Origin of the sequence: Streptomyces sp. NPDC002619 (assembly GCF_042889305.1) — a bacterium.
Lineage (GTDB): Bacteria > Actinomycetota > Actinomycetes > Streptomycetales > Streptomycetaceae > Streptomyces.
Map to the genome: position 1 here is coordinate 138,804 of NZ_JBIAQV010000015.1, position 25,593 is coordinate 164,396.

At 69.4% G+C, this 25,593-nt stretch carries 24 protein-coding genes and 4 pseudogenes; 17 read left to right on the top strand and 11 right to left on the bottom strand.

Annotated elements, in window-relative coordinates; genetic code table 11:
• The first annotated feature begins 685 nt into the window (after positions 1–685).
• Both ltrA and ACFYXB_RS23850 read left to right on the top strand, forming a co-directional pair.
• On the top strand, positions 686–2,437 hold the full coding sequence (ltrA, locus tag ACFYXB_RS23845; RefSeq protein WP_389585589.1) for a group II intron reverse transcriptase/maturase: 1,752 nt from the start codon (positions 686–688) through the stop codon (positions 2,435–2,437).
• 101 nt (positions 2,438–2,538) lie between these two features.
• A pseudogene (locus ACFYXB_RS23850) lies at positions 2,539–3,345 on the top strand (RNA-guided endonuclease InsQ/TnpB family protein); the annotation flags it as partial.
• A gap of 37 nt (positions 3,346–3,382) precedes the next feature.
• On the opposite strand, the gene ACFYXB_RS23855 reads toward ACFYXB_RS23850, so the two are convergent.
• Positions 3,383–4,153 carry an SDR family NAD(P)-dependent oxidoreductase gene (locus ACFYXB_RS23855; RefSeq protein ID WP_389585592.1) on the bottom strand — a complete coding sequence of 257 codons (771 nt, stop codon included), beginning with the start codon at positions 4,151–4,153 and terminating at the stop codon, positions 3,383–3,385.
• Positions 4,154–4,299: 146 nt separating this feature from the next.
• On the opposite strand from ACFYXB_RS23855, the gene ACFYXB_RS23860 reads away from it, so the two are divergent.
• From ACFYXB_RS23860 to ACFYXB_RS23870, 3 genes are all read left to right on the top strand, one after another.
• The gene (locus tag ACFYXB_RS23860) at positions 4,300–4,905 is read left to right on the top strand and encodes a TetR/AcrR family transcriptional regulator (protein ID WP_389585594.1); all 606 of its coding nucleotides are present in this window, start codon (positions 4,300–4,302) and stop codon (positions 4,903–4,905) included.
• A 91-nt stretch (positions 4,906–4,996) separates the two neighbouring features.
• Entirely contained in the window at positions 4,997–5,737 is a 741-nt protein-coding gene (locus ACFYXB_RS23865; RefSeq protein WP_389585597.1) for an SDR family oxidoreductase, read from the top strand.
• Between the two features lie 13 nt (positions 5,738–5,750).
• Positions 5,751–6,746: a sigma-70 family RNA polymerase sigma factor gene (locus ACFYXB_RS23870; protein ID WP_389585600.1), complete on the top strand. Its 996-nt coding sequence runs from the start codon at positions 5,751–5,753 to the stop codon at positions 6,744–6,746.
• Positions 6,747–6,815: 69 nt separating this feature from the next.
• On the opposite strand, the gene ACFYXB_RS23875 is transcribed toward ACFYXB_RS23870, so the two are convergent.
• On the bottom strand, positions 6,816–7,922 hold the full coding sequence (locus ACFYXB_RS23875) for an alpha-hydroxy acid oxidase (protein ID WP_389585603.1): 1,107 nt from the start codon (positions 7,920–7,922) through the stop codon (positions 6,816–6,818).
• 23 nt (positions 7,923–7,945) lie between these two features.
• Here ACFYXB_RS23875 and ACFYXB_RS23880 point away from each other — a divergent pair, with 23 nt between their 5' ends.
• Positions 7,946–8,218 (top strand): hypothetical protein, encoded by a 273-nt coding sequence (locus tag ACFYXB_RS23880; protein ID WP_389585605.1) that lies wholly within the window; start codon positions 7,946–7,948, stop codon positions 8,216–8,218.
• A gap of 223 nt (positions 8,219–8,441) precedes the next feature.
• Here ACFYXB_RS23880 and ACFYXB_RS23885 read toward each other — a convergent pair whose 3' ends face one another.
• On the bottom strand, positions 8,442–10,604 hold the full coding sequence (locus ACFYXB_RS23885) for a phosphocholine-specific phospholipase C (protein ID WP_389585607.1): 2,163 nt from the start codon (positions 10,602–10,604) through the stop codon (positions 8,442–8,444).
• 315 nt (positions 10,605–10,919) lie between these two features.
• Here ACFYXB_RS23885 and ACFYXB_RS23890 point away from each other — a divergent pair, with 315 nt between their 5' ends.
• The 8 genes and pseudogenes from ACFYXB_RS23890 (at position 10,920) to ACFYXB_RS23925 (ending at position 15,497) form a co-directional block, all read left to right on the top strand.
• Positions 10,920–11,303: a hypothetical protein gene (locus ACFYXB_RS23890; RefSeq protein ID WP_389585608.1), complete on the top strand. Its 384-nt coding sequence runs from the start codon at positions 10,920–10,922 to the stop codon at positions 11,301–11,303.
• Between the two features lie 218 nt (positions 11,304–11,521).
• Complete coding sequence (locus tag ACFYXB_RS23895; RefSeq protein WP_389585610.1) at positions 11,522–11,977, top strand: ParB/RepB/Spo0J family partition protein; 456 nt, start codon at positions 11,522–11,524, stop codon at positions 11,975–11,977.
• Positions 11,974–12,972: a ParB N-terminal domain-containing protein gene (locus ACFYXB_RS23900; protein ID WP_389585612.1), complete on the top strand. Its 999-nt coding sequence runs from the start codon at positions 11,974–11,976 to the stop codon at positions 12,970–12,972. The genes ACFYXB_RS23895 and ACFYXB_RS23900 overlap by 4 nt, the downstream gene beginning before the upstream one ends.
• Before the next feature lie 6 nt (positions 12,973–12,978).
• A complete protein-coding gene (locus ACFYXB_RS23905) occupies positions 12,979–13,416 on the top strand; it encodes a hypothetical protein (protein ID WP_389585613.1) in 438 nt (145 codons plus the stop codon).
• Between the two features lie 26 nt (positions 13,417–13,442).
• A complete protein-coding gene (locus tag ACFYXB_RS23910; protein WP_389585615.1) occupies positions 13,443–13,958 on the top strand; it encodes a hypothetical protein in 516 nt (171 codons plus the stop codon).
• A 524-nt stretch (positions 13,959–14,482) separates the two neighbouring features.
• The gene (locus ACFYXB_RS23915; RefSeq protein WP_389585618.1) at positions 14,483–14,680 is read left to right on the top strand and encodes a hypothetical protein; all 198 of its coding nucleotides are present in this window, start codon (positions 14,483–14,485) and stop codon (positions 14,678–14,680) included.
• Positions 14,677–14,817: pseudogene (locus ACFYXB_RS23920) on the top strand (DUF2267 domain-containing protein); the annotation flags it as partial. The gene ACFYXB_RS23915 and the pseudogene ACFYXB_RS23920, both read left to right, overlap by 4 nt.
• Before the next feature lie 143 nt (positions 14,818–14,960).
• On the top strand, positions 14,961–15,497 hold the full coding sequence (locus ACFYXB_RS23925; RefSeq protein WP_389585621.1) for a phosphate-starvation-inducible PsiE family protein: 537 nt from the start codon (positions 14,961–14,963) through the stop codon (positions 15,495–15,497).
• Here the strand turns inward: ACFYXB_RS23925 and ACFYXB_RS23930 are convergent.
• Positions 15,471–17,648 carry an FUSC family protein gene (locus ACFYXB_RS23930; protein WP_389585624.1) on the bottom strand — a complete coding sequence of 726 codons (2,178 nt, stop codon included), beginning with the start codon at positions 17,646–17,648 and terminating at the stop codon, positions 15,471–15,473. The two genes, ACFYXB_RS23925 and ACFYXB_RS23930, sit on opposite strands and share 27 nt — an antisense overlap.
• Before the next feature lie 311 nt (positions 17,649–17,959).
• A pseudogene (locus tag ACFYXB_RS23935) lies at positions 17,960–19,090 on the bottom strand (hypothetical protein).
• A 347-nt stretch (positions 19,091–19,437) separates the two neighbouring features.
• On the opposite strand from ACFYXB_RS23935, the gene ACFYXB_RS23940 reads away from it, so the two are divergent.
• Together ACFYXB_RS23940 and ACFYXB_RS23945 are read left to right on the top strand one after the other, a co-directional pair.
• Complete coding sequence (locus ACFYXB_RS23940; protein WP_389585626.1) at positions 19,438–19,680, top strand: hypothetical protein; 243 nt, start codon at positions 19,438–19,440, stop codon at positions 19,678–19,680.
• Positions 19,681–19,822: 142 nt separating this feature from the next.
• Positions 19,823–20,020, top strand: a complete 198-nt coding sequence (locus tag ACFYXB_RS23945) for a hypothetical protein (RefSeq protein ID WP_389585628.1) — start codon at positions 19,823–19,825, stop codon at positions 20,018–20,020.
• A 53-nt stretch (positions 20,021–20,073) separates the two neighbouring features.
• Here ACFYXB_RS23945 and ACFYXB_RS23950 read toward each other — a convergent pair whose 3' ends face one another.
• The 4 genes and pseudogenes from ACFYXB_RS23950 to ACFYXB_RS23965 all read right to left on the bottom strand — a co-directional run bounded on the left by ACFYXB_RS23950 (position 20,074) and on the right by ACFYXB_RS23965 (position 23,268).
• A complete protein-coding gene (locus ACFYXB_RS23950; RefSeq protein WP_389585630.1) occupies positions 20,074–21,828 on the bottom strand; it encodes an FAD-dependent oxidoreductase in 1,755 nt (584 codons plus the stop codon).
• Positions 21,828–22,091 carry a UBP-type zinc finger domain-containing protein gene (locus tag ACFYXB_RS23955; RefSeq protein WP_384643138.1) on the bottom strand — a complete coding sequence of 88 codons (264 nt, stop codon included), beginning with the start codon at positions 22,089–22,091 and terminating at the stop codon, positions 21,828–21,830. The genes ACFYXB_RS23950 and ACFYXB_RS23955 overlap by 1 nt, the downstream gene beginning before the upstream one ends.
• Before the next feature lie 219 nt (positions 22,092–22,310).
• A pseudogene (locus tag ACFYXB_RS23960) lies at positions 22,311–22,682 on the bottom strand (Hsp70 family protein); the annotation flags it as partial.
• A gap of 40 nt (positions 22,683–22,722) precedes the next feature.
• Positions 22,723–23,268: an Hsp70 family protein gene (locus ACFYXB_RS23965; RefSeq protein WP_389585633.1), complete on the bottom strand. Its 546-nt coding sequence runs from the start codon at positions 23,266–23,268 to the stop codon at positions 22,723–22,725.
• 263 nt (positions 23,269–23,531) lie between these two features.
• Here ACFYXB_RS23965 and ACFYXB_RS23970 point away from each other — a divergent pair, with 263 nt between their 5' ends.
• Positions 23,532–23,981 (top strand): DUF1931 family protein, encoded by a 450-nt coding sequence (locus ACFYXB_RS23970; protein WP_389585637.1) that lies wholly within the window; start codon positions 23,532–23,534, stop codon positions 23,979–23,981.
• A 393-nt stretch (positions 23,982–24,374) separates the two neighbouring features.
• On the opposite strand, the gene ACFYXB_RS23975 is transcribed toward ACFYXB_RS23970, so the two are convergent.
• Together ACFYXB_RS23975 and ACFYXB_RS23980 are read right to left on the bottom strand one after the other, a co-directional pair.
• Positions 24,375–24,803, bottom strand: coding sequence for a DUF2267 domain-containing protein (locus ACFYXB_RS23975; protein ID WP_389585640.1), 429 nt, complete (start codon positions 24,801–24,803; stop codon positions 24,375–24,377).
• 73 nt (positions 24,804–24,876) lie between these two features.
• Positions 24,877–25,368 (bottom strand): Hsp20/alpha crystallin family protein, encoded by a 492-nt coding sequence (locus ACFYXB_RS23980; RefSeq protein WP_389585642.1) that lies wholly within the window; start codon positions 25,366–25,368, stop codon positions 24,877–24,879.
• Positions 25,369–25,593 lie beyond the last annotated feature (225 nt).

The window sequence follows — 25,593 nt, forward strand, 5'->3', positions numbered from 1 at the left end:
GTATGTATCGTGGCCGCCATGCAGCTTCGGTACAGCTTCCGCGTGCGACACGAGGTCGCACCATTCAAGTGGGCAATCCGGTCTCAACTGGACTGTCCCAGACCAGTGTTCTGAGGTCTGGCCCCACGCTCACATGCGTCGCTGGCAACGGCGGGGTGTGAAGCTGAGCGCTCAAGGCCCAAGGGTGCCAAGGCATCTGGCGCCACAGGCCGAGGGGCAGTTCGGAAGGGTGAACGAAAGTGAACCCCTGTCAAAGCCTCGTCAAAGTAGCCCGCCCGATGCTGAGCAGGAGCGGCGGTTACGGCCCGGATGCTGGGAGGCATCGAGCGGGGCCGAAGGTTCGGACCTGAGGCTCGTGAACACCGCTGGCCGCGGGGCAATAGGGGGCACCCTCCCCGAACGCATCTTGGTGGTGCGGAACGTGGAAACCCGGTTGAGGTCCAGAGCGATCTGGTAGGCCGACCGCAAGGGAAGCAGAATTCCTCAGCCGGACAGGATGGTCCAAGAAGCGAATGCCGGTCCCCGAAAGGGAGAGGGAAAGCGGGCGAATGCGCCTGTATAACCTGCCGGATACGGGGTCGTCCCCGGCCTGAAAAGGAGCAGACGTGGACCAGGTAAGCCTTTGAAGTGAACTGAGAAGAAGCCCGAACCGACGGACAAGTTAGACACCGGGAGGACGGTGGACATGCCTGCTCTGCCACTCACCCCGGCGAACGGACCAGAGGACGCTTCCACGCTGTGGCATCAGATCGACTGGAGCCAGTGCGAGGGAGAGGTACGGCGACTGAGACAGCGGATCTTCAAGGCCGCGCAGGAAGAGGACTGGCCCAAGGTCAGGAATCTTCAGAAGCTCATGCTACGGAGCCACTCCAACACACTCATCAGCGTGAGACGAGTGACTCAGCTGAGCACTGGCCGCAAGACCGCCGGCGTCGACAGGAAGAAGGCTGTCACGCCCGGGGCCCGATGGAACCTTGCAACAGAGGTCCATCAGGCAGAAAAGCCATGGCAAGCCATGCCGGTCAAGCGGGTGTACATCCCGAAGAGCAACGGGAAACAACGACCGCTGGGGATTCCTACCATTCGAGATCGGGCCATGCAGGCTCGTGTCAAGAATGCGCTGGAACCCGAGTGGGAGGCTCGTTTCGAACCCCGGTCGTACGGTTTTCGACCGGGAAGGGGTTGCCACGACGCCATCGAGGCCATTTTCGGGGCGGCGGCACGCAAGAACGCCAAACGCCTCTGGGTCCTGGATGCGGATCTATCAGCGGCATTCGACCGCATCGACCACCCACGACTGATGGACGCCGTCGGAAGATTCCCCGGCCGGAGTCTCGTCCGGGCGTGGCTGAAAGCCGGTGTGGTCGAACAAGGGCGGTTCACGCCGACCGAGGAGGGAACTCCGCAAGGCGGAGTGATCAGCCCACTGCTGATGAACGTGGCACTCCACGGGATGGAAGAGGCGGCAGGGTGCCGGTACTGGGGAACCGAGGCGAAGTCATACGAGCCGAAAGCAGCCCCCAGGACACCGATCCTGATCCGGTACGCAGACGATTTCGTGGTCATGTGCCACAGCAAGTCGGAGGCGGAACAGGTCAAGGAGAAACTGTCGGAGTGGCTGGAGCCGAGAGGACTACGGTTCAACGAAGAAAAGACCCGGATCACCCACGTGGAGAACGGGTTTGACTTCCTCGGCTTCAACATCCGTCGCTACGACGGAAAGCTACTTATCAAACCGAGCGCCGACGCCGTCAAGAGGATCCGGCAGACCCTGCGCACCGAAGTGAAGGGGCTCTACGGCTCCAACACGGCAGGTGTGTTGAGGGCGCTGACCCCCATCATCCGAGGGTGGTCGGCATACTACCGGAAGGCGGTCTCCTCGCGAACATTCTCCAGCCTCGACCACTACTTGTGGAAATTGCTGTGGGAATGGGCCCGAAGAAGCCACCCGAGGAAGTCGAGAGTCTGGGTTGCCAACAGACACTTCGGCAGGTTCAACGAGTCCAGAAATGACAGATGGGTCTTCGGGGACCACAACAGCGGTGCCTATCTTCCCCAGTTCAAATGGACGAAAATCGTCCGTCACGTACAAGTGAAGGGTGCGGCGTCTCCTGACGACCCATCCCTGAACGAGTACTGGCAAGGACGTCGCCGGAAGAAGACGCCACCGCCTATGGACAAAGTAAGCCTGTCCTTGGCGTACAAGCAGAAGGGGCTGTGCCCGCTCTGCAATCAGGCGCTTATCGCCGGGGCCGAGTACGAGCCGGACAGTCCACGCGAGTGGATCAACTGGTTCGCGGCGTCGAAGAAGATGCTGAACAAGCATCACTTCGTTTACCGGAGAGAAGGCGGCTCCGACGAGAGAACCAACCTCCGCCTCGTGCACTCCGCATGCCATCGACAGCTACATGCTCAAGATGGCAAGCGGGCCAACTGAAATGCGCTGGCCCATGGGGCGAGCTTGAGCCGTGTGCATTGAAAGGTGCACGCACGGTTCTGAGGGGGCCTGGATGTGGCGACACATCCCGGCTACCCGACCTGTACCCGGACACCGGCCAACGCACCGCGCTGGCCCAGGCGTTCGGGTGCGCCCGCGTCGTGTTCAACGACGCGGTGCGCGCCCGTGAGGACGCCCGCACAGCGGGCGGGGCATTCCCGACGGCCGGTGAGCTGTCCAAGAAGCTGATCACCCGGGCCAGGCAGACCGCGGAGCGGTGCTGGCTGAGAGAGGTCTCCGTCGTGGTGCTCCAGCAGGCTCTGCGCGACGCCGAGGCCGCCTACCGCAACTTCTTCGCCTCCCTCAAGGGGACCCGTAAGGGTGCGCGGGTGGGGGCGCCCCGGTTCAAGTCCCGCAAGGACAACCGGCAGTCGATCCGGTTCACGGCCAATGCCCGCTGGTCGATCACCGGTAGCGGGCGGCTGAACCTGCCGAAGATCGGTGCGGTGAAGGTGAAGTGGTCCCGGACCCTGCCCACCGCCCCCTCCTCCGTCACCGTGATCAAAGACGCGGCCGGACGATACTTCGCGTCCTTTGTCATCGACACGGACCCGGCCGCCGACGCCACCGCGATGCCCGACAGTGACCAGATGGTCGGCATCGACCTGGGCCTGACGCATTTCGCGGTCCTCTCGGACGGCCGAGTGATCGACTCCCCGCGGTTCCTACGCCGCGCGGAGAAGAAGCTGAAGAAGGCCCAGCGGGACCTGTCCCGTAAGCAGAAGGGGTCGAAAAACCGGGAGAAAGCCCGCCTGAAGGTCGCCCGCGCCCACGCACAAGTGGCCGATGCGCGCCGCGAGTTCCACCACCAGCTCTCCACGAAGCTGATCCGCGAGAACCAAGCGATCGGTGCGGGTGCCCCCGGCAGCGGACGGGTGCGGGTGTTCAGGCGGCGATCACCGCCGCCGTCGTACGGCCGCCGTCCACGTCGAGGGTGATCCCGTGCACGAACTCGGACTCGTCCGAGGCCAGATAGACGGCGGCCAGCGCGATCGCCTCGGGTGAGCCGGTGGTTCCGGCCGGGGTGCCGTGCATCATCGCCTCGGCGGGGTGGCTCTCCTCGTCGCCCGGCGCCCGCTCGTGGATCACACCCGGGGAGATGGCGTTGACGCGTACCCCACGCGGGCCGAACTCGGCGGCCCAGGCACGCGTCAGCGTCTCCACCGCGCCCTTGGTGGAGCTGTAGAGCGCGCCGATCGGAACGCCGAGCCGGGCGATCCACGACCCGAGGTTGACGATCGCGCCCCCACCGGCTTCGGCCATGGCCGGGGCCACCTCCGCCGTCAGGAAGAACGGGGCCTTGACGTTGACGGCGACGACACGGTCGAAGGTCTCCTCGTCGGTCTCGGGCGTGGTGGGGCCGGGATAGATTCCCGCGTTGTTGACCAGGATGTCGATGCGTCCCCCGAGTGCGCGGCGGGCCTCGTCCGCCAGTCGCCGGGAGGCGGCGGCGCTGCCGTCCAGCTCCGCCGGGACGAAGTCGGCGGAGCCGCCCTTGGCGCGGATCTCGGCCACGACCGCCTCGCCCCGTTCGCGGCTGCGCCCGGAGACGGCGACGTGGGCGCCCTCCGCTGCGAAGGCCACGGCGATCGCCCGGCCGATGTTGCTGGTGGCCCCGGTGACCAGGGCGGTCTTGTGCTGCAGACGTGCGGTCATGATCTGGAAACTCCTTCGGTGCCGTTGAAACGCCCTCCACCCTGCGTCGCAAAAAATGGACTAGCAAGTCCAAATCGAGGTCGCGCGCCACCGCTGGTTCGCTAGGCTGGACCGACCGGTCCAACTCAGGTGAGGAGGTGCGTTCCATGCCGGGCACGCTGACGGCCAAGGGGCGGGCCACGCGGGCGCGGATCGTCCACGGCGCGGCCGAGGTGCTCCGCGAGAAGGGCGTCGCGGCGGCGACGCTCGACGACGTGATGGCGCAGACGCACACGAGCAAGAGCCAGCTGTTCCACTACTTCCCCGGCGGCAAGGACGAACTGCTGCTCGCGGTCGCGGAGTTCGAGGCCGAGCAGGTGCTGGAGGACCAGCAGCCCTACCTGGGGTGCCTGGACTCCTGGGACGCGTGGGAGCGGTGGCGCGACGCCGTCGTACGGCGCTACGAGGAGCAGGGCGACCACTGTCCGCTGGGCTCGCTGTTCCTGCAGATCGGCCGGTCCACACCGGGCGCCCGCGCGGTGGTGGTCGCGCTGATGAACCGCTGGCAGGAGAGCCTGGCCGCAGGCGTCCGCGCCATGCAGCAGGGCGGGCACGTGTCCGGCGGATTGGATGCGGACGAGACGGCGGCCGCGATGCTCGCCGGTCTGCAGGGCGGCGTGGCGATCCTCATCTCCACCGGCGAGTCCACCCACCTCCGCGCGGTCCTCGACTGGTCGCTCGGCCGACTTCGCGCCGCCGCCCCGGCGCGGTGACGGAAATCGGGTCGGCAGGAGCGACGGTTTTCCGCGCCCCGGGTGGTCAAGAAGGGGAAACCCGATCCGACCGTCCCAGGTGGAGAAACCGATGTCCGCTCTCTTCCGCACCGCCGTCGTCACCGGAGCCAGCCGTGGCTTCGGGCACGCCATCGCCGCCGCGCTCGTCGCCGGTGGCACCCATGTCGTCGGGATCGCCCGCGACGCACAGGCACTGCAGACCGTCCACGACGAGCTCGGCGACGCCTTCACACCGCTCGCCGCCGACGCCACGAGCGACGGCCTCGCCCACGATGTGATCCGCGACCACCGTCCCGGCCTGCTCGTTCTCAACGCCGGAACCACCCCGCTCATGGCTCCCCTGCAGGAGCAGACCTGGGAGACGTTCAGCCGCAACTGGCACACCGACACCCGGCACGTCTTCGCCTGGACCCGAGCCGCTCTGCTGGCACCCCTGGCACCGGGCAGCGCGGTCGTCGCCGTCTCCAGCGGCGCCGCCCTCGTCGGATCCCCGCTCAGCGGCGGATACGCCAGCGCCAAGCAGGCCATCCGCTACATCCGCGGGTACGCCGCCGACGAGGCTCAGCGCGCCGGCCTCGGCATCCGCTTCACCGCGCTACTCCCCCAGCTCACTCCCATCACCGCCCTCGGCACGGTCGGCGTCGCCGGGTACGCCGCCCGCCAGGGCGTCGACCCCGACACCTTCGTGGCGTCGATCCAGCCGGTCCTCACCCCCGACCAGGTCGCCAAGGCCGTCCTGGACATCGCCGCCGACCCCGACAGTGCCCCGGAGTACCAGGTCGGCGGCGCCGGACTGCGCCCGGTCGGCTGAAGGGGCGCCTATCGTGAAGACAAGCGCGCCCGTGAAGGAAGCCACCATGCCGGCCGACACCGAGTTCACCGCGGTCACCGCACCGCTGCGGCCGGAACTCCTCGCGCACTGCTACCGCATGCTGGGCTCCATCCACGATGCCGAGGACCTCGTCCAGGAGACCTATCTGCGGGCCTGGCGTGCGTACGACCGCTTCGAGGGCCGTTCGTCGGTGCGCCGGTGGCTGTACCGGATCGCCACCAGGGCCTGTCTGACCGCGCTCGAGAGCCGGTCCCGGCGGCCGCTCCCGTCGGGGCTGGGGGCGCCCTCGGACGACCATCGCGTGGTCCTGGCCGGTGCCGAGCCGTCGGTGTCCTGGCTCCAGCCGGTCCCGGACGCGCTGCTCGACGGCGACGACCCGGCGACCGTCGTGGCCGCGCGCAGCGGCGTGCGGCTCGCCTTCATCGCCGCGCTCCAGCTGCTGCCCGCCCGGCAGCGGGCCGTGCTGACCCTGCGGGACGTCCTCGCCTTCCGGACGGCGGAGGTCGCGGAGATCCTGGACACCACGATCGCCGCCGTGGACAGCGCCCTGCGCCGCGCCCGCACCCGACTCGCCGAGGCTGGACCCGTGCAGGAGGAACTCGCCGAACCCGACCAGGACAGCCGGCGGGCCCTGCTCGACCGCTATGTCGACGCCCTCACCGGTGCCGATCCGGACGCACTGGTGGATCTGCTGCGGGCCGACGTCGAGCTCGAAATGCCGCCGCAGCCGACCTGGTTCACCGGCCGGTCCGCCGTCGTCGGGTTCCTCGCCGTACGGGTCCTGCGGAAGGGCAGATGGCGGCTGACACCCACGTTCGCGAACGGTCAGCCCGCCGTGATCGCCGACGAGCACCTGGGCGGCGGGCGGTACGAGCCGCACGGCGTCCAGGTCCTCACCCTCACCGGACCGCGGATCGCCCGTATCACCGCGTTCAACGACCCGAGCCTGGTCCCCGCGTTCCGGCAGGCGACCGCGCGGACAGCCTGACGCGGGGTGCGTGACACCGGCCCGCCTGTCGACCGGCCGGTGTCACGAGCAGGTGTCCGCGGGGGGCACTCATGACCGCCCCCCGCCGAACTGCGGTCCCGTCCACGCGGGGCGGACCAGATCCGGGGTGAGTTCGTCCAGTCCGGCGGCCCCGCACAGGGTCAGCGCGTCCGTGATCTCCTCGCCCAGCAGCTCCAGCAGCCGTCGTACGCCCTGCTCCCCGTCGGCGGCCAGCGCCCACATCACGGGCCGGCCGATGCCCACCGCCCAGGCGCCGAGTGCCAGGGCCTTGACGACATCGGTGCCGCGCCGGACTCCGCCGTCCAGCAGGACGGGGATGCGACCGGCCACCGCGGCCTGCATCTCGGGCAGCAGCTCCAACGTTGCCGGGACGGTGTCGAGTTGACGGCCGCCGTGGTTGGACAGCAGCAGTCCGTCCACACCGTGGCGTACGGCGAGCCGGGCGTCCTCGGGATGCCGTACGCCCTTGAGCAGGACCGGCAGGTCCGTGATCGTACGCAGCCAGGTGATGTGATCCCAGGAGAACTCCGCGGACATGGCGATCCGGCGCACGTGGCCGCTTTCACCGCGGCGCAGATCGACCATGTTCTCGCAACGCAGTCCCTCCGGCAGGTCGTGGAAGCCGTTGCGCCGCTCGCGTTCGCCCGCGCCCGGCACCGGCGAGTCGACGGTGACCACGAGCGCGGTGCAGCCCGCGTCGGTGGCGCGGCGCACCAGGGCCTCGGTGATCCCCGGGTCGGGCTGGAGATAGAGCTGGAACCACAGCGGTACGGGGTGGCCGGACGGTGCCGCGGTGCGGACCGCGTCGGCGACCGCGCCGACGGCGACGGTCGACGCCATGCTCGCGATCATGATGGCGCCGGCGGCGGCCGCTGCCCGGGCGGTCGCCAACTCGCCCGCCGGGTCGAGGAGTTTGTGGAAGGTGGTCGGCGAGAGCACCACGGGCAGCCGGGCGCGCCCGCCGAACAGGGCGATGTCCAGGTCCGGCGCCGCGCGCCCGCGCAGCACACGGGGCATGAGCCGCAGCCGGCCGAACGCCTCCTCGTTGGCCCGCAGGGTGACCTCGTCCCGGGCGCCGCCCGCGATGAAGTCGGCGTGAGCGGGGTCGATCCGGTCGCGGGCGGCGGCCTCGAAGTCCCTCGCGCAGAACACCACGGCCGCCTCACCATCCCGCGCTCGTGGGTTCCGAGTCCCGTCAGGTGGATCACGGCGGCATTCTTGACAAGGTTGTCATCCGTCTCGCGTGCGGGGTTTCCCTTGCCGAGGACGAGGACACGTCGGCCGGTGACCGCGATGTCCCCGCCGACCTGGCGCTGTTCGACCACGTGCAGCGGGTCCCCGCGGGCGACGCCCGCGCCCGCTGGGACGGGCACAGCGCCGCGCAGAAGTACCTGCGCATCCGCACCCACACAGCAGTGCTGTGCATGTCCGACGACGACACCAGCACCTGACGTTCGGCCAGCAGCAGCACTTCAGTGCCATCGCATCCTGGGGCGCGGCCCCGGAAGTTGTTCCATCGCAGGACGCCGGCCGGTCGGGACCGTCTTGTGGTTCATGCCCGGCCGGCCGTGCTCCTTCGTTGCAGCCCGGCACAGCCCTCCCCACCGCAATGGAGCGCAATGTACTCGCGTTCCGGACCCGGTCGGAAGGGCCAGCCGTCGGTGCGGGCCGGGGTCAGCCGGTGATGCTGGCCTGGCCGGTCTCGAGGTGGCCGGTGAACCGCTGCGACCAGGCGTGGTCGCGGTCCGCCGTGACGGTCACGTCGTACCAGCCGCCGCTGACCTCCAGCGGGCTGACCACCCACGCCTCCTTGCTGTGCGCGGCGACCTTCACCCGTTGCGGGGCGCCGGAGATGTACTGGTTGTGCGTGATAGTGAACTCCACGGGTGAGTCCCCGTTGTTCCGCAGCCACAGCTTCAACTTCGGAAGTGCCGTCGACTTGCCGTCGTAGTAGCTCGCTTCGACGACGAGGTCCTTGCCGGCGGTGGCGACGTCGCCGATGAAGCGGCGCAGGAACCGGTTCGGCCCGGTGACGGTCAGGTCGTAGGCGGTGTCGCCGTCCGAGGAGCCGACGGGGCCGGCGCCGGTGGCCGTGTCCTTGGCGGCGACGGTGTACTGGCCCGGGAACCTGGCCGGGTACTGCGCCAGCGTCGGGAAGCCGCCCCGGTTGTTGTAGACGGCGAAGTGGCTCGCCTTGGTGACGAACGGGGCCTCGTTGCTGAACTCCAGCTTCGCCGCACCGTCGGCGAACCCGGTCAGGTTGGCGTTGGGCTGGTACGGCAGCGGACGGGCCGGCTTGGTACCGCTCTCCTGGGTGGGCATCGTGTTGTCGCCCGGCAGCGGGGTGTACCGCGTCTCGGGGATCAGATTCCCGGTGTCCGGCAGGTCGGGCAGCCCGTAGACCGGCGAGGTGAAGTCGAAGGCGCCGGTGAGGTCACCACAGACCTTGCGGCGCCAGGTGCTGATGTTGGGGCAGATGGCCGGCTTGCCGAGCGCGGTGGTCCACTTCTCGACGAACTGGATGACTGAGGTGTGGTCGGAGACCTCGGAGGTCACCCAGCCGCCGCGGGTCCAGGGCGAGATGAGGAGCAGCGGCACACGGAATCCGAGGCCGACCGGGAGGGGTGCGGTGACGCCGTACTGGCTCATGGTGCCGGAGACGAACTCGTCCGCCTCGCCCGCCGCTGGCATGGGCGGCGGGACGTGGTCGAACTGGCCGTCGTTCTCGTCGTAGTTGATGATCACTAGGGTCGAGTTGAAGACGTCCGGGTCGGCGTTGAGGGCCTCGAGGACGCCGCGGAGGAAGTACGCACCGTTGTTCGGCGAGGTGACCGGGTGCTCGGAGAAGAACTGGTTGTTGACGACCCAGGTGACCTGCGGCAGCGTGCCGTTCAGCACGTCGGCGCGGATCGCGGCGTTGATGTTGTCGGCGTTGCCCGCGAGTCCGGTGGCCGGCTCGGGGACGTTCTTGACACCGTTGTCGTAGTAGACGTTGCCCGGCGCGGCAGTGCCGCCCTGGGTGGGGTCGAGCTTGGCGAAGGTGTCGAAGTACTCCAGCCCGTTGTCGCCGTAGTCGTCGGCGCACTGGTAGACCCGCCAGCTGACGCCGGCCTTCTGGAGCGTCTCGGCGTACGACTCCCAGGGCAGGAACTTGCGGCGCTCGTCGCCGCCGTCGGTGGCGGTGAAGGTGCCGTGCTTCTTGTCGGCGTTGATCGTGCCGCCCCACAGGAAGGTGCGGTTCGGGCCGGTCGCGCTGAGCACGGAGCAGTGGTAGGCGTCGCCGACCGTGTAGGCGTCCGCGAGGGCGTAGTGGAAGGGCAGGTCCTTGCGGTCCAGGTAGCCGAGAGTGGTCGGGCCGCCCTTGGCGTAGTACCAGCCGTTCATCAGGCCGCCGTACCAGGCACCGTGCTGGTCGGTCCAACCGTGGGCGGTGCCACCGTAGTTGGCGGCGCCGAGCTCGGCGCTCGGCGGGGTCGGGCCGTTCCAGGACTTCGCCCCGCTCAGCCGCCACGGGTACTGGGTCTCGGCCCCTTCGGTCGGCGTCTTCGGCTGCTCCCAGACGGACTTGCCGCCCGGCAGCTGGACCGTCGAGCGGTCACCGAACCCGCGTGCGCCCTTGAGGGCACCGAAGTAGTGGTCGAAACTACGGTTCTCCTGCATGATCACGACAACATGCTTGATGTCGCGGATGTCGCCGTGCACCTGCCCGTGGGAGGCGGCGTCGGTCTGCGAGGGAGTCGCGGCGGCGCTCACGCCGGGCAGAGCGGCACCGATGGCGGCCGCACCAGCGACGGTGGCGGCGGTGCCGAGGAAGTTTCTTCTGGATACTGCGGACATGGCCCAGAACCTTTAGGTAGGCGATACATCTACCTGCAGACCCTGATGCCGCGATCTTGCCCCCGGATGTCGGAAACCGGGCGCGGAAGTGGACGGGTGGAGTCCGCCGCGAGGACGGCCGTGCGGTCAGCAGTCTGGAACGGTTCCGTCGGGGGAACGAGAACTTCCCGGAAGGCGGGCCGGGGCGAGTGAAACGCCTCCCGGGGGTGTATCGGCAGCCCTGCGAGGGGCGACCGTCGTATTCATGGATGCTTCACCCTCGTCAGCTGCGGCTTCAACGTCTCCAACGCCCTGGTCACCGCCGGGGGATGGGCGGTGGCCACCGTCGCACCGCTCGCGCAGATGGTCGCCCTGGAGATGGGCATGCAGGAGGTGCGCGCACTGCTGCTGCCGCAGCCCGAGGCCGCACCGCAGCCCGCGCCAGCAGCGGCGGCGGCCCCAGCGCCCGTGCCGACGCCAGCACCGGAACCGGTGGCAGCGCCAGCAAAGGCGCCAGCACCGGCGGCCGACAGCAGCAGCCGGCAGACCGGACAGCAGGCCGACGACGGCGAGCGGCAGTCCAAGCAGCAGGAGAAGCCAGCCGACGAGGACGCGCCCCAGCGCCAGCAGCGGCAGCGGCCCCGCTGCAGCCGGACACCAGCAGACCCTGGGCGCATCTGTACGAGGCGTGCAGCACGGAGGAGCAGCGGATCGCGCTGACCCGCGAGGCGCTGCCCGCCCGGCCCAAGCTGACAGCACCGCAGTGGGCCGTCGACATCGGCAAAGGCGAGACGCGGGCGCGGGATCTGCTGCGGGCGGCCCGCAAGCCGCCCGCCGACACCGACGGCCCGGCGCAGCTGGAGCTCGTGCGCGCGTGATCCTCTAATGTGGGCGGGCGTAGGGCGCGGGGGCACGCTCCTACACGAAGGGCTCCTGCTGTGAGTGCTGCGCCCGCCCGCATCCCCGAGTCGCTGCTGCCGCTTGCCGTCCCGATCGACGACCTGACCGGGTACCACCGCAACCCGCGCACCGGCGATGTCGCCGCCATCGCCGAATCGCTGCGCGTCAACGGCCAGTACAAGGCCATCGTCGTCAACCGCGGCACCCACACCGGCCGCCCCAACGAGATCCTGGCCGGTAACCACACGTGGGCCGCCGCCAAGCAGCTCGGCTGGGAGCAGATCGCGGCGACGTTCGTCGACGTCAGCGACGAGGACGCGGCCCGCATCGTCGTCGTCGACAACCGCACCTCCGATCTCGCCGGCTACGACAGCGAGCTGCTGGCCGTCGAACCCGCCGCCAACAAGGCCAAGCCCGCCGGCGACGTCGACGAGGACGACGAGGACCAGGACGACGAGTACAGCGACGAGGACGAGGAGGACGAGGACGCATGAGCGACGCCCCCACCACCACGTTCTACGAGGCGTACCCGCTCAAGGATTTGCGGCCCGCCGACTACAACCCGCGGCACCTGTCCGAGGAAGCGTTCGCGCGGCTGCAGGAGTCCATCAAGCGGCACGGCATCGTCAAGCCGGTCATCCTCAACGCCGACGGCACTCTGGTCGCAGGCCACCAGAGAACCAAGGCGATGACGGCGCTCGGCATGACGCACACGCCGGCGGTGATGCTCGGCACCAAGGTCCGCCTGACCGACGAAATCCAGTTCAACCTCCTCCACAACAGGGTCGAGACCGAGGCGTCGATCGTGTACGCGCAGCCCGGCCCCATCGGCGAGTGGTCGTGGATCCCGTGGCAGACCATCGAGGTCACCGAGTCCCGCAACAAGCCGTTCCAGCAGGCCATCTCGTACATGACCGGCGGGCACGGTGCGTGGGGCAGCGTCGTCATCGACGACCAGGGCCAGATCGCGCTGAACGCCGAGTACGCGGTCGTCGCCGCCAAGAACCACTTCGACGTCCTCGCCTGGACCTGCCCGTCCCTGGACGCGGCGACGCTGGTCGCCGACCTCACCGGCGAGTACGGCGTGTACGACTGGACCGGCCTGGAGGAGCAGGCGCCCGTCTACAACCAGCACATCGTGCAGCCCAAGCGGCTGCGCCAGTACACCTCGCTGCGCAAGGCCGGGAAGGTCGCCTACAAGAGCGAGGTGTGGGAGAAACTGGCCCTGCCCCGGCTGCGCAAGCGGCCCCAGACGCGGGTGGTCGACTTCGGTGCCGGGCACGGCGACTACGCGAAGAAGCTGCGCCCCGAGGGCTACCTGATCGACGACTACGAGCCGTACCGCACCACGCCCGGCAAATACGCCGTCGACATCAAGGGCGTCGTGACGATGATCCGCACGATCGAGAAGCGGCTCGCCGAGCACGGCCTGTACGAGATGGTGGTGTTGGACTCCGTCATCAACGCCACCACGTCGCTGGATTACTAGCACTGGGTGCTGACGGCTGTGAATGCGCTGTGCGCCGCCGATGGGACGGTGTGCATCGGCACCCGCAACCTGCTGGTCGAGCAGGCATTCGAGAACAAGCAGCATTCCACCAGCCGAAACGACTCCACCCGGCTTTCGTTCCTCGACTTCGAGAACGTGGACATGCGGTTCATGGCGGGGAAGTGGATGAAGATCCGCTACGACACGCCCGAGTCGCTGGCCGAGCTGCTGGAGGCGTACTTCGGGGAGGTGAAGGTCACCGGCCGGTCCAACGCCACGCTGCGGGCCATCTGCCGCAACCCGCTGCGGCTTTCCGATCTCGACTATTCGAAAGCCCTGGACGAGGAATTCAATATGCCTTATCCGAATGACTTCCGGCATGGCCGCCATAAGCAGCTTGTGGAAATTTTGGTAAAATTGACTAACGAAAGGAATACCCTGTAGCACTAATCCCGAGGGGGGAGTTCGTAATGCCGCTGCCGCCCGTGAGGGTCGGTATCACCGCTGCTTCTCCATACCTGATCATGTGGCTTGCCGGGGTCCGCAACATCAACCTCGAAAAACACTGCCTGGAAAGCTTCGGCAAAGCCGACCGTCACCCGCTCGACCCGCGGGCACCACGCCAAAGTGCCGTCCTGGCGGCGGAGAACCCGCCACTGGCCTGGTACCTGTGCGCCCTCCCGCATCCCTGGGACTGGACGAAGAACGCGCACCTGGCCTTCGAGTACACCGAAGGCCACCACTGGGAAGGCCCCGCCCTCGTGCGGGGCCTGCAGGTGACCCTCGACAACGCCCGCCCCATCACCGGATGGGGCGAGCACTCGATACCCGCCACCGCCCGCCGCCGCAACCAGTTCCTGTACCGGACCTGCCGCAACTGGCAGTTCGCGTGGTGGCTGCGCACCAACCGGGGCGCACCCGACGCCCCGCCGCCCGTCCAGCCGCCGCCCGACCCGGACGCACCCGAGCAGCTGACCTTCCTGTAGCGGCAACGGCCCGGCGACCACACCAGGCCCGCCGGGCCGCACCGCTGTGTGGCCCCCGCGCTCTCCTCGGCCGGGCCCAGGCGGCGTACCGTCGAACACGTGAGCGACACCGGCAGCATCCCCGAGCCGACACCGGCCCGCCCGTGGCGTCGCGACGACGGGCCCGAGCCGAAGGTCACCGTCTACCCGCGGGTCGGCGGCCCGGTGCTCGAGGTTTTCTCGCACGGCGCGTGGCGGTGGGCGCCCGTCGCAGCACGCCAGGACTGGGCCGACGGCCGGGTCTTCTACCAGGTGTCGGTGCGCCTGACCGACACCACCGGCGGCACCCGCCGCCTCTACCAGTGGCCGCAGCCCGGCCTACGGATCGCGGAACGCCCCACCGCAACCACCAACGGCGACGGCTGGCCCACACCCCCCCCAAGCGCCGACTCCGCTTCCGCTAGCGCCCGCTCGCCCCCATCGGATCTTGCAGTGACATCATGTTCTCGGCGTGGGGGCGCGCAGCAGCGGAAGGAATCCTGCCGATGGGACGCCCCGACAAGGCCGCGCGCGCCGCCATTGCACAGCGGCGAGCGGACGCCATCGACCTGCGCCTGGCCGGCGTGGACTGGCTCACCGTAGGCCGCAAGCTCGCCGCCGACCCCGCCATCAACTCCGACCGGATCGCCTACCCGCAGGGCTACGGCATCGACCGGTACAAAGAAGGGTTGCGACCGACGTGACCCTGCGATGGGAAGCGTTCCTCGACCATGCGAAGGAACGCGGCAAGTACAACAGCCGGCAGGAAGCAGAACGCGCGGCCCGCGTGGTGCTCGCCCTGCTTGGCGCACACCTGGTCGGCCAGGTCCGCGTCGGGCTGCCTCATGCACTCTCGTCCTGCCGCCGGGTATGCCTCGGTGATGTCGTGCCTCGCCGCTTCCCCCAGGAAGCCACCACAGGGAGCTATCCGCTCGTCCACCCGTTCGGCAGCACGCCGCGCCTGCGGGCCGGGGCACCCCTAGCATGCTGACTGTGCGAACCATTCTCCCGAAGATCGAGGGCGGCCGGGTACAGGGCTTCCTGCAGCTCATCGAGGACGGCATCCACCTCGTCGTCGCGGCGCTCCTCGTACTGCTCGCGGGGCTCCTGACCGTCGGGGTCGTCCACGACGTCATCAGGTCGATCCAGGGGCCGTACCGCGAGGAGACGGTCGTTCTCTCCGCCTTGGACAACGGCCTTGTGCTGTTCATCGTGGCCGAGCTGCTCCACACCGTCCGCCTCACCATCAGGAACCAGACCCTCAACGCGGAGCCGTTCCTCGTCGTCGGCCTGATTGCCGGCATCCGCAAGGTGCTCATCGTGACGGCCGAGGCGGAGAAGTCCTTCCGGTGGAACGTCGAGGGGATCGAACTGCTCATCCTGGCGGGGCTGATCCTCGTGATGGCGACAGCGGTGTACGTGTGGCGGCGCTCGACGCGGCCGGGAGACTACTTCCCGCTCCAGGAGGCGCGGCGCTCCCCGTCGCCGGAGCCGTCACCCACCCGGGTGGGCGGGTCCTGATCCGTCACCTTCCGCCGCCACGGCCGCCCGCACCCGCTGCTCCTCGCGAGCAGAGCCGACGTCCCGTTCCAGGGGTGTGCGGCTCACGGCCGTCGCGAGGTCCTCCAAGGCCCGCTTCTGCAGTTCCGCCCCGCGCCGCACCACGGGGCTCCGGTCCCCGGCGGCGGCACCCTCCCACGCCTGGAGCGCCTCCTCCACGCGCCCCCAGTCCGGATTCCTGTGCTCGCGCACGTCGACTGCCGCCTGCGCGGTGTCCGCCTCCACGGCCTCGGCGAACCGCTCCGCCTCGGGGACGAAACGGTTGTCGGCCCGCGGGACGTGGCTCTCCATGAGCATCGCCGCCCGGCCGAACCCCTTGAGCGCCTCCTGCGCCTCCTCCGCCTCGCGCAACGTCAGACCCCTGGGGCGGACCGGTTCCTGCTTTGCCCGGTCGTAGGCCTCCTGCCAGGCGGCACGTGCCTCCCTGCTCGCCAGAAGTGCCCTGCGCATGTCCGCGCGATGCTCCCGGGTCGGTTCGGCGTAGCTGCGGAGCACCGCGGCCGCGTAGCGGCCGTTGGCGGCGAGCCAGTCCGCAAGCCGGCCCGGCAGCCGGGGTGTCTCCCATGCGGGGAACACCACGTACGCCAGCATTGCCAGGGCCCCGCCGAGCAGGGTGAGCACCACCCGCTCCGGGACCGTCTGCTCCCACGCCTGGCCGCCCATGCCGAGCAGGAAGACGACGTACGCGGCAGTGAAGCACTGGGAGTAGGCGTAGCCGGTACGGATCAGCGTGTACGACAGGCCCGCCGAGACCACCGCCAGCGCGCCGAACACATGGGCGTCCGGGCCCAGGGCCCGCACCATCCCGGTGGCGAGCGCGACCCCCGCCAGGGTCCCGGCGAGACGGGCCACCGCACGCGCGTATGTCCGGTGGAAGTCCGGCCGCATCACCATCACGGAGGCGATGGGCGCCCAGTAGCCGTGGCCCAGGGGTAGCCAGGCGGCGATCAGATAGCCGAGCGTGGCCACCGCCGCCAGGCGGACGGCGTGCCGGAACACGGGCGAGTCCCGGCGGAGCTCACGGCGGACCGCCCGGACGACAACCGGGACCAGCCGGAACATTGTCGGGCGCACCAGGAACGGGGCGCCCGCGGGGCCGGGCGGCGTGGGCGTCTTCCCGCGCGCGCCGCCGCTCCCGGCGATCTCCAACGCCTCGCCGAGCAGTTCCACGAGCCGCTCGGCGGCCTGCCGCGCGGGCCCCTCCAGCACCTCGTGCTCCTCATCGACGCGCAGGACGTCCGTGCTCCCGGGCAGCACCTCGGCGGGAGTGCCGCGGCGGATCGAACGGGCGGCCGCGTCCAGGACGCCGGCGGCCGCGTCGAGCAACTCCCGCGCCCGGTCCCGCCCGGGTCCCTCCGCCGGGGCGCCGATGTCCGGGTCGGCGAGCGCGGCGACGACCGGCCGGATGCGCTCGGCGAGGCCCCGGGGGCCGTGGAGGACGGGGGGACGGGTGCGGGCCTGTGATGGCGTCACGGCGGCCGCGTCCCGGGCCGTCATCAACGGCTCCGGGTCGAACGGGGCGGTCGGGTCGTGCCGCAGCCGGCGGGCGTAGTCCGCCACGGCGGCCAGGGCGTCGGCGAGCGCGTCACGATGCGCCCCCCAACGGCGGATCGGGAACAGCAAGATCAGCACGGCCTGCGCCACGCCTCCGAGCGCGATGACCCCGGCGTGCTCCAGAGCTCGCCCGACGCTCGTGGGCAGGGTGATGGTCACCAGCATGCTGCCGACGGTCGTCGCTGCGACGATCCCAGCGGTCGATCCGACAGCCCACGCCATCCCCGCGACAAAGGCCCATACGGCCAGCAGTGGGAGGAACGCCACGAGTCGCCCCGCCGCCAAGTAGCCCACAAAGGTGCTGAGCGCCAGACCCGCGCCCGCGCCGAGCGCGATCACCTTGCGTGGACGCCAGGTCCGCTGGAAGGTGGCCCCACCCGCGGAGTAGGCACCGAGGGCGGCGGACGCGGCGTACGCAGGGGAGACCAGCCACAACGCCGGCCCGATGACGATCGCCACCCCAGCAGCCGTGCGCAGCGCGAGCAGGGGCTCCAGCCGCGTCTCCTCGATCGTGAGCCCAGATCGCACGACCTCCCCGAAGGCCCGCAGCCACGTCACGGGTGTGAGGCTAGCCGGAACGTTCTGCCGGGTCGCGTCGGCCGCGCCGCCGCCTCATGACAGCGCCGCGCTCGGCCGGCGCACGCCCCCGGGCCGAACTACACCCATAAACCGGCACCCTCGCGTACATTGGCGAGCCCGCCCGGCCACCGCCGAGCCGTATCAGCCCGAATACAGCGGTCTGGGACCGCCCACACTGCCCTGCTACCGCCGGGCGGCCGGCCTCTGACCACGTTCATCCAGGCCGATACCCGCTTCGAGGACGTCGCCTGGCGGCAGCGCAGCAAAGGCCCATTTGCGCCGGTATCGGTTCACTTCAGGGGCTGGTCACCGTGGTCGTCATGGAGCATGTGACGACGTTCCCGTTCGCGCTTGGAGTAGGCGACTGCCCGGATCGCCTCGTCGCTCTCCAAGCCTGGTCCCAGCGCGCCGCCCACGGTGGCGACCGAAGCGACGAACCAGGACAACGTCAAGTATTCCGTGGCGTGCAGCGGGGTTCGTGTCATGGAAGCGAACACTCGGTCGTTGATGATGAACAGCGCCCACACCAAGTTGATGACGATCAAGCCCCCGTAGCAGACGAGCACCCCGATGCCCACGGTCATGACCGTCGAGGCGTTGTAGAGCCTCGCCCTCTGCCTCGCCTCCGGCGAGAGCTCTGTTGATCGATGTCACAGCTGCCCGTCTACGATCAGCCAGCCGATCATGAGCCCGACAGACCCGACCATGGCGATCGCGAGGCGTGGGGCGCTCAGGGCCTCAGCGAGGCTCCAGGTGGTGAGTTCACGGTGGCGACTGCTCCCGTCGCGAGTGCGGCCGCCAGGGCTTTCGACAAGCCCGGCACCAACCGCCACGGCCGGTTGGCGCGGACCATACCGACGAGCACCCTCAGGTAACCGCGCGGCCCGCTGACGACGTAGCGAAGATCAGCGGTCTCCTCCTCACCGACCGGGCCCGGGTGGATAGGCGTGAGACGACCGGCAAAGGGCCCCAGAAGCGGCTGACTTTGCGGAGGTCCTTCAGCCCCGGTGGCCCGCGGACCCGCCAAGCCAAGCACGACTTCTTCCAGGGCCCGCCGGGCCCTCGTCTGCAGCCGCAAGCCCCCAACGGAGGAAGAGACAGCAGCGCCAAACCGTGTTCGTGACTCAGATCCACAACGAGCTTGCGCCCGTGTGAGTGCAGCGGAGGTCGGTGAGGGCCACGACGATGTCTCAATTCTCCGCACTTCAGCGGTCCATGATCCGGCGCATCAAGGTGGGCGGGTCCTCCGTCCCTGACGTGAAGGGCTCACTGACCACCTCGACGTCGAACCGTCGCCCCTGCCCTGACTTGTCGGCGAGCCGAGTAGGAAGTATCTGGGCCATGCGCTGCGCGATCTCCGTCGGCGCATCCGGATCCGCCAGGAGAGCCACGACCGTAACGCCCTGAGACGACACCCGCATGACTGGACCCTTCTCGTCGGCTGCCACCGCGATCGCAAGTGCCCACAGGATGCCCCGAGGTAACGTCGACGCCGCGTGACACGCTGGCCCCCGCCAGCAGGTGCAGGCGGTACGGCCAGATCTCCTCGTCCTGCCAGTACAGGGCCTGCTCCCACCACCGGGCCACGATCGGGTGCGCCACCGCGAACACCCGCTCCGGCACCACCGCGGCCCGCACCGCACGCCGCGCCACCGGCCACCCGCTTCGGTGTCCGGCCCGGGAGTAACGGCTCGATCCGCCCCACTGCGCGTCGGTCAACGGCGCACCCGGACCAACGATCCGATGATCCAAACGAAACGGCCTAGGCGTGGTTGGAGCGCTGATCCCGGAGTCCGGCAACGCCCTGCCACCCGGGAGGATCCAGAACACCTGCGAGGCACAGCACTACGTCCTGCCCGGCGTCCGCGGGCGGTTGCGGCTGCTAGGCGGGATGGTCCGCGTCAACCGGCCCTGGCTGCTGTTCATCGGCCTCTTGCGAGCGCTCGCTGGCATGTTCGCCACCGCGGCGTTCGGCCTCGTCAGCAGCGACATCTGGCGGGTCACCCTTTAGGTGGGGCCGCTCCGCGACGCGGTGTTCACCCTGCTGTCGATCACCGCGCTGGTCGGCTGGCTGGTAGTCGACACATGAACTGTGGGACCGTCCGCGCGACGAGATCGCCCGGCAGCAGGCCCGCCTGTTCAACCTCGTCACCGTGATCACCTTGTTCATCGGCATCACCTGCCTCTACGCCACGCTGTTCGTGCTCGCCCATGTCACCGCGGCGTTCCTGCTCACACCGGAGTCGTTGGGCCCGCTCGTCGGGCACCAGCCCGATGCCGGCTACTACCTCTCCCTCGCCCGGTTCATCCCGTCCAGGGGAACTGTCGGCGGTGCGCTGGGCGCCCGCTGAGAGGACCACCGTGTGGTGGGTCGGGCCGCCTACAGGGTCCGTCAGGGGGAGGGTCAGCGCCAGGACACGGACCGGCCCGCCACCGGCCGACGCCCCTCGGGGCCCGCGGTGCGAACCAGGTTGCCCGTGTGCTCCCGGTGCTCATGCACGAGGCGGATCGCCATGGCACCCTCACCGGTCGCCGAGGCCACCCGTTTGACCGAGCCGCTCCTGACGTCGCCGGCGGCGAAGACCCCGGGAAGGGTGGTCTCCAGCAGCAACGGACCACGGCCGAGCGAGGCCCACCGGGTAGCGTCGGCCGCCGCATGGGCGTCGGCACCGGTGAGGACGAAGCCCTTCTCGTCCAGGGCCAGCACGCCCCTGAGCCATTCCGTGCGCGGCCGGGCCCCGATGAACACGAACAGCGCCGCGGCCCGCAGCTCCCGGCGCTCACTGCTGGCGTTGTCCTCCACCATCAGCGACTCCAGCTTCTCCTCCCCGGAGACGCCCCGGACTTCGGTGTGGAGCAGTACCTCGATCTTCGGGTGCCGTTCCACCTGGTCCACCAGGTAGCGCGACATGTCCGCGTTGAGGGCACCGCCCCGGACGAGAAGGTGGACCCTGGACGCGTGGTTCGCGAGGAACAGCGCCGCCTGCCCGGCGGAGTTCCCGCCGCCGACCACGGCGACCGGATCCGCCTGGCAGAGACTGGCCTCGTGGACCGTCGCCGCGTAGTAGACGCTGATGCCCTCCAGGCGGTCGATGCCGGGCACCTCGAGCCTGCGGTACCACACGCCCGAGGCGAGCACCACAGCGCCCGCCCGGGCCCGGGACCCGTCTGTGAAGGTGACGACGTACTCGTCGTCCTGCGGGGTGAGCCCGCTGACCTGGGCCGGCACCATGAGGCGGGCACCGAACTTGTGGGCCTGGAGCACCGCACGTTCGATGAGTTCGCCCCCGGAGATGCCCGACGGGAAGCCAAGGTAGTTCTCGATGCGAGACGAGGTACCTGCCTGGCCTCCGGTGGCCACGGCGTCGACGGTGACCGTGGTGAGGCCGTCGGAGGCACCGTACACGGCGGCGGCGAGTCCCGCGGGGCCCGCACCGACCACCATTACGTCGCACCGCCCGGCCTCCGGCGAGGGGGCGGGCAGCCCGATGAGCCGGGCGAGTTCGGCGTTGCTCGGATTGCGCAGCACCCGCTCGCCCTTCCAGATGACGACCGGAGTCTCCTCGGGACGGATGGAGAACCGACGCAGCAGCGCCTCCGCCTCCTTGTCCTTCTCCAGATCTACCCAGCGGTGGGGCAGCCGGTTGCGGGCGGCGAACTCACGCAGCCGCAGCGTGTCCGGTGAATAACACGACCCCAGGATCCGGAAGCCGGCGCCGAGGCCGATGAGCAGATACCGGCGGCCCAGGTAAGCGCGGAGGATCAGGTCGCCGAGGACGGGGTCGCGGCCGACCAGGGCGCGTTGCCGCTCCACCGGTACGGCCAGGATCTCGCCCGCCTCGCGCACCACGGCGGTGTCGAACGCCGCCTGGCCCTCCAGCAGCCCGAGTTCACCCAGGAACCTGCCAGGTCCGTGCACCGCCACCGTGCGCTCGTCGGGCCCGCCGTGGTCGTGGAGGATCTCGACGGTCCCGCTGAGGATCGCGAGGAACTCCCGGAACGGCTCGCCCTCGCGGTACAGCACCTCGCCCTCGGCGGTCCTGCGGCGCTCACCGTGCGCGGTCAGGTCCTCCAGCTGCTCCGGCGCCAAGCGCGGGAACGCCCCGTATCGGTCCGGTGTCTCGCGGACCGCACCGTGCTTGTGCTCGGCCGTGCTCATCAGACCAGGGCCTCGTGGACGTAGCACCAGCGCCAGTCCTCTCCCGGCTGGAAGGACTGCACAATGGGGTGACCGGCGCTGCCCGCGTGCCGCCTGGCGTGCTTGAGGGGCGAGGAGTCGCAGCAGCCGACGTGCCCGCAGGTGAGGCAGAGCCGCAGGTGCACCCAGGGGGAACGCTCCATGAGGCACTCCTCGCAGCCCTCCGGGGTACGGGGCGTCACTGGGCGCACCATCGCCAGGTGCGGGTCGGGAATCGTGGCCATGAGGGTTCTCCTTCCGTGGGCGGGACCGCTCAGCCGCGGCCCGCGATGGTCTCCTCCACCCAGCGGCGCAGCTCCGGGGCGGGGGGCGGCACCAGCCCGGGGCATCTCCACTCCCGTGTCGAGTAGGACCAGGGTCGGCACCGCCATGACCTGGAACCGCTGCGCGAGCGCCGGCGACCGGTCGATGTCGACCTTTTGACGAGGTTGAGCTCGCCAGGCGAACTGTGTTCGGGTCACCGAGTTCAGCTCGGTCTTGGCCCTTTCCACAGCCTCGAACAGTCGCTGCAGCGCGTGCGGGGCCTTGCGCAGGTCGATGCCGTTGTCCTGCTGCAACTTGTCGGCGAGGTGGTCCACCAGGCGCTGGTCGAAGCCCGTCACCGCACGGGTGGCTGTCGCCCGCCGTGGACCGCGCATCGACCACGCCATCGCCGACGTCGAGGAGGCTGACGTCGAAGTACCGCCGCCCAGGTCGAAGACGAGCCCGGTCTCGTGCTGCTTCTTGTCCAGGCCGAAGGCGAGTGCGGCCTTGTTGATATGCGCAGCACGTCGAGGCCCGGTGTGCGTCCGGCGTCCTTGGGGCGCCATGGGCTGGGCGTCGTTGAAGTGGGCGGCACGCTGATGACCGCCTCCGTCACGCGTTGCCCGCGTCGTCGGCGACCAGCACCAGCGCGCTGATCTCCTCCGGCGCGCACAGCTTGTCGCGGATCCTGAAGCGCGCGTTGCCGTGCTCGTCGGGGACGATGTCGAAGCCGTCAACCTTGGCCTCGTCGGGGACTTCGTCGAAGCAGCGGCCGGTGAAACACTTGGCGGAGTAGATGGTCCCCTTCGTGTTGGGGATCGCCTGCATGCGGGCGAGCTGGCCGACAAGGGGTTCGCCAGTGGCGGTGAAGGCGACGACTGACGGGGTGGTACGGCTGCCCGCGGAGTCGGGGATGACCGCGGCCTCCCCGCCCTGCCACGCGGCGTCACGGAATTGGTCGTGCCGAGGTCGATTCCGACTGCCTCGGCCATAGGAGTTTTCATGCGTCGAAACTCCTGGAACGTGGGGTGGGCCAGCTGAGCCGCGTGCGGCAGCAATGGCCAAACCGGTCACCGGCCCGGAGTCGGACGCGTCGAGACGGGCTTCCCGGGCCTTTGGGCGCTCCAACCGGTCTCGCGTCGCGGCGCCAGGGTTCATGCGGCCTGCGTCCGATCGGGCCCGAATTCACCCGGCTGCCCAGGCCGGCCAGCACGAACAAAGATACCAAAAATGGCCACACCCGCGGGTATCACACGCCCGTCCAATTACCCGGGCAATGGGACGCCTGGGCCTGGCAGGGTAATTCAGGGAGGCTAATTGGTCCCGACATGCGCATGCGTTTCCGCGCCCCGTCGGCCAGGCTGACTGGGAAGCCCAGGCGCCGGGAGCCACCCCGGCGCCCGCAACCGGAGGTTGCCGTCATGACCGTGATGTCCATCGCCAGGTTCGAAAGGTTCTTCCGCGCGGCCGCGGGGCTGAACGTCGACAAGAACGATCTCAAGCGCTACAGCGACTTCGTCGACGCCAAGCTCTACGATCTGCTGATCGTCGCCCAGGCCACTGCCAAGGCCAACGGGCGCGACATCATCCGGACCTGTGACCTACCGATCACGAAAGGCCTGCAGGAGAGCATTCACCACTTCCAGAAGATCGACCAGGAAGTAGAACTCAAGCCGATCCTAGAACAGCTCGCCACCCACCCCGCTCTGGACCGTACGCCCGACGAGGAGACCGAGGCGGCCTATCCGGACGTCATCGGCGGACTCAGCCTGGCCCTTGCCCAGAGCTTCAAGATCCTCCACCCCGACCTCAAGAACCCCCAGACCCAGCACTGGGACGAGGCCCGAGCACTCTTCGACCTCCTGCTGTGAGTGGCGACCGGACGAGGTGGTGCAGGCCACGGCCCAACAGCGTCACCGCGCTCTGCCTCCTCGGCTGCCGCAACGATCCTGCTGGCCCGCCGCAGGGCCTGATCCACGTCCAGGGTGCAGCCAAGAGCGGTCGTGACCTCCGCCAGCAGCGCCAGGCTGCGGTCCAGAGCCCGCTGCAGCGCCGCGTCCACGTCGAACTCGTCCGAGTCTCGGTCGGGCAGGGGCGCCGCTGTTTCGACGGGCCGGTCGTCACCTGCTGGGCGCCGGGTGCCTGACCGGAACGGCGGGCCGCGCGGGCCGGCGTCCTGCGTTCCCGCTCGTCGCTTTCCGTCTTCTTCCGCACCGTGGCGCACCCTCGCGTTCCTGGTCGGCGGTTCGGGTGCCGCCGAGCGGCTACGGCAGTACGGAGGCCAGCGATTTCGGCAGACCGGATTTGAGGTGGTCCCACTCGCCTTCGCTGACGTGGCGTTCCAGAGCCTCCAGCACGGTGTGCACGACTCGTTCGATGCCACCGTCGACCGCGTAGGGAAAGTCGTCCCGAACGCGCTGGAGGAATTCCTCGCCGCTTAGCTTCACTGGTGTCTCGGACGGCTTCCATCCGTCGTAGTAGATGCCGCGGATCAGGGTCGGAAGCTGCGCCCCGAAGTGTACGGCCCCGTCGACGGAGAGCCGGTCCCGTAGCAGGTGTAGGACGGCGCGCAGTGCGGCGTACGACTGCTTCCGGCGTTCCTTGGGCCATCCGTTGGCCTGCTCGATTTCCCTGAGGAGCCGGTTGGCCTTGTCCACCATGGTGTCGAACGAGGAGAAACCCGTTTCGGTCATCTCATCGCCCCTTTCGCTCCCGGAGCGCCCGGCGGTGCCGGAACGTTGTCCCGCACCCGCCGGGCTCCTCGGCTCAACGACCGCCGCTCTCGCCGCTCTCGGTGATCTGGACGTGACGGGGCTTGGCGACCTCCGCCTTGGGGACGGTGACCGTGAGCACACCGGCCGACATCTCCGCTGTGACCTTCTCGGCGTCCACCTCTCCGGGCAGCCGCAGTCGGTACTCGAAGGCACCGGTCCGGCGGGTGCCACGGCGCAGGACGCCCTTGCGCTCCTTTTCCTTGATCTCTCCAGTGACCACCAGTTCCTGTCCGTTGGCCTCGACGTTGATGTCCTTGCTCTTGACGCCAGGGAGTTCGATCTCGACCTCGAAGGTGTCGTCGGTCTCCGTGACGTCCGCGAGGGGGGTCCACGCGGCCGCGGGCGCGGCGCCGCCCACCGTGGATTCGAGCAATCCGCTCATCTGGTTGAGCAGTTCGTCGAATTCCATCAGCGGATTGCGGGCCCACCCGAGGGGTCGCTCCGTTGTTCCGCCACTGCGGTGGCGCCGGACGGGCAAGGTCATCGCCCATCACCTCCGTCTTCTCGTGGGTTCGCGGCAGTACCGCCTTCTTCGCCCGGCACGGCGGACCGGCCGGGCGGAGCATGGATGTCATCGGGCAGACTCTGCGCACGCGATTCGCGGGCGGCTTCGCGCAGTGCCTTACGGAAGCGTCCAGGGCCCCATGCCTGTCCCCCACGGTCCGCTCGAGATCTTCGCGGCTGGTCGGGCCGCGCTCGGCGAGAGCCT

What these genes read in the sequence shown, in the direction of transcription:
- ltrA (WP_389585589.1), top strand. Translation starts at nt 686, where the DNA reads ATGCCTGCTCTGCCACTCACCCCGGCGAACGGACCAGAGGACGCTTCC.
- ACFYXB_RS23855 (WP_389585592.1), bottom strand. Translation starts at nt 4,153, where the DNA reads ATGACCGCACGTCTGCAGCACAAGACCGCCCTGGTCACCGGGGCCACC.
- ACFYXB_RS23860 (WP_389585594.1), top strand. Translation starts at nt 4,300, where the DNA reads ATGCCGGGCACGCTGACGGCCAAGGGGCGGGCCACGCGGGCGCGGATC.
- ACFYXB_RS23865 (WP_389585597.1), top strand. Translation starts at nt 4,997, where the DNA reads ATGTCCGCTCTCTTCCGCACCGCCGTCGTCACCGGAGCCAGCCGTGGC.
- ACFYXB_RS23885 (WP_389585607.1), bottom strand. Translation starts at nt 10,604, where the DNA reads ATGTCCGCAGTATCCAGAAGAAACTTCCTCGGCACCGCCGCCACCGTC.
- ACFYXB_RS23900 (WP_389585612.1), top strand. Translation starts at nt 11,974, where the DNA reads ATGAGCGACGCCCCCACCACCACGTTCTACGAGGCGTACCCGCTCAAG.
- ACFYXB_RS23910 (WP_389585615.1), top strand. Translation starts at nt 13,443, where the DNA reads ATGCCGCTGCCGCCCGTGAGGGTCGGTATCACCGCTGCTTCTCCATAC.
- ACFYXB_RS23915 (WP_389585618.1), top strand. Translation starts at nt 14,483, where the DNA reads ATGGGACGCCCCGACAAGGCCGCGCGCGCCGCCATTGCACAGCGGCGA.
- ACFYXB_RS23925 (WP_389585621.1), top strand. Translation starts at nt 14,961, where the DNA reads ATGCTGACTGTGCGAACCATTCTCCCGAAGATCGAGGGCGGCCGGGTA.
- ACFYXB_RS23950 (WP_389585630.1), bottom strand. Translation starts at nt 21,828, where the DNA reads ATGAGCACGGCCGAGCACAAGCACGGTGCGGTCCGCGAGACACCGGAC.
- ACFYXB_RS23955 (WP_384643138.1), bottom strand. Translation starts at nt 22,091, where the DNA reads ATGGCCACGATTCCCGACCCGCACCTGGCGATGGTGCGCCCAGTGACG.
- ACFYXB_RS23965 (WP_389585633.1), bottom strand. Translation starts at nt 23,268, where the DNA reads ATGAACCCTGGCGCCGCGACGCGAGACCGGTTGGAGCGCCCAAAGGCC.
- ACFYXB_RS23970 (WP_389585637.1), top strand. Translation starts at nt 23,532, where the DNA reads ATGACCGTGATGTCCATCGCCAGGTTCGAAAGGTTCTTCCGCGCGGCC.
- ACFYXB_RS23975 (WP_389585640.1), bottom strand. Translation starts at nt 24,803, where the DNA reads ATGACCGAAACGGGTTTCTCCTCGTTCGACACCATGGTGGACAAGGCC.
- ACFYXB_RS23980 (WP_389585642.1), bottom strand. Translation starts at nt 25,368, where the DNA reads ATGACCTTGCCCGTCCGGCGCCACCGCAGTGGCGGAACAACGGAGCGA.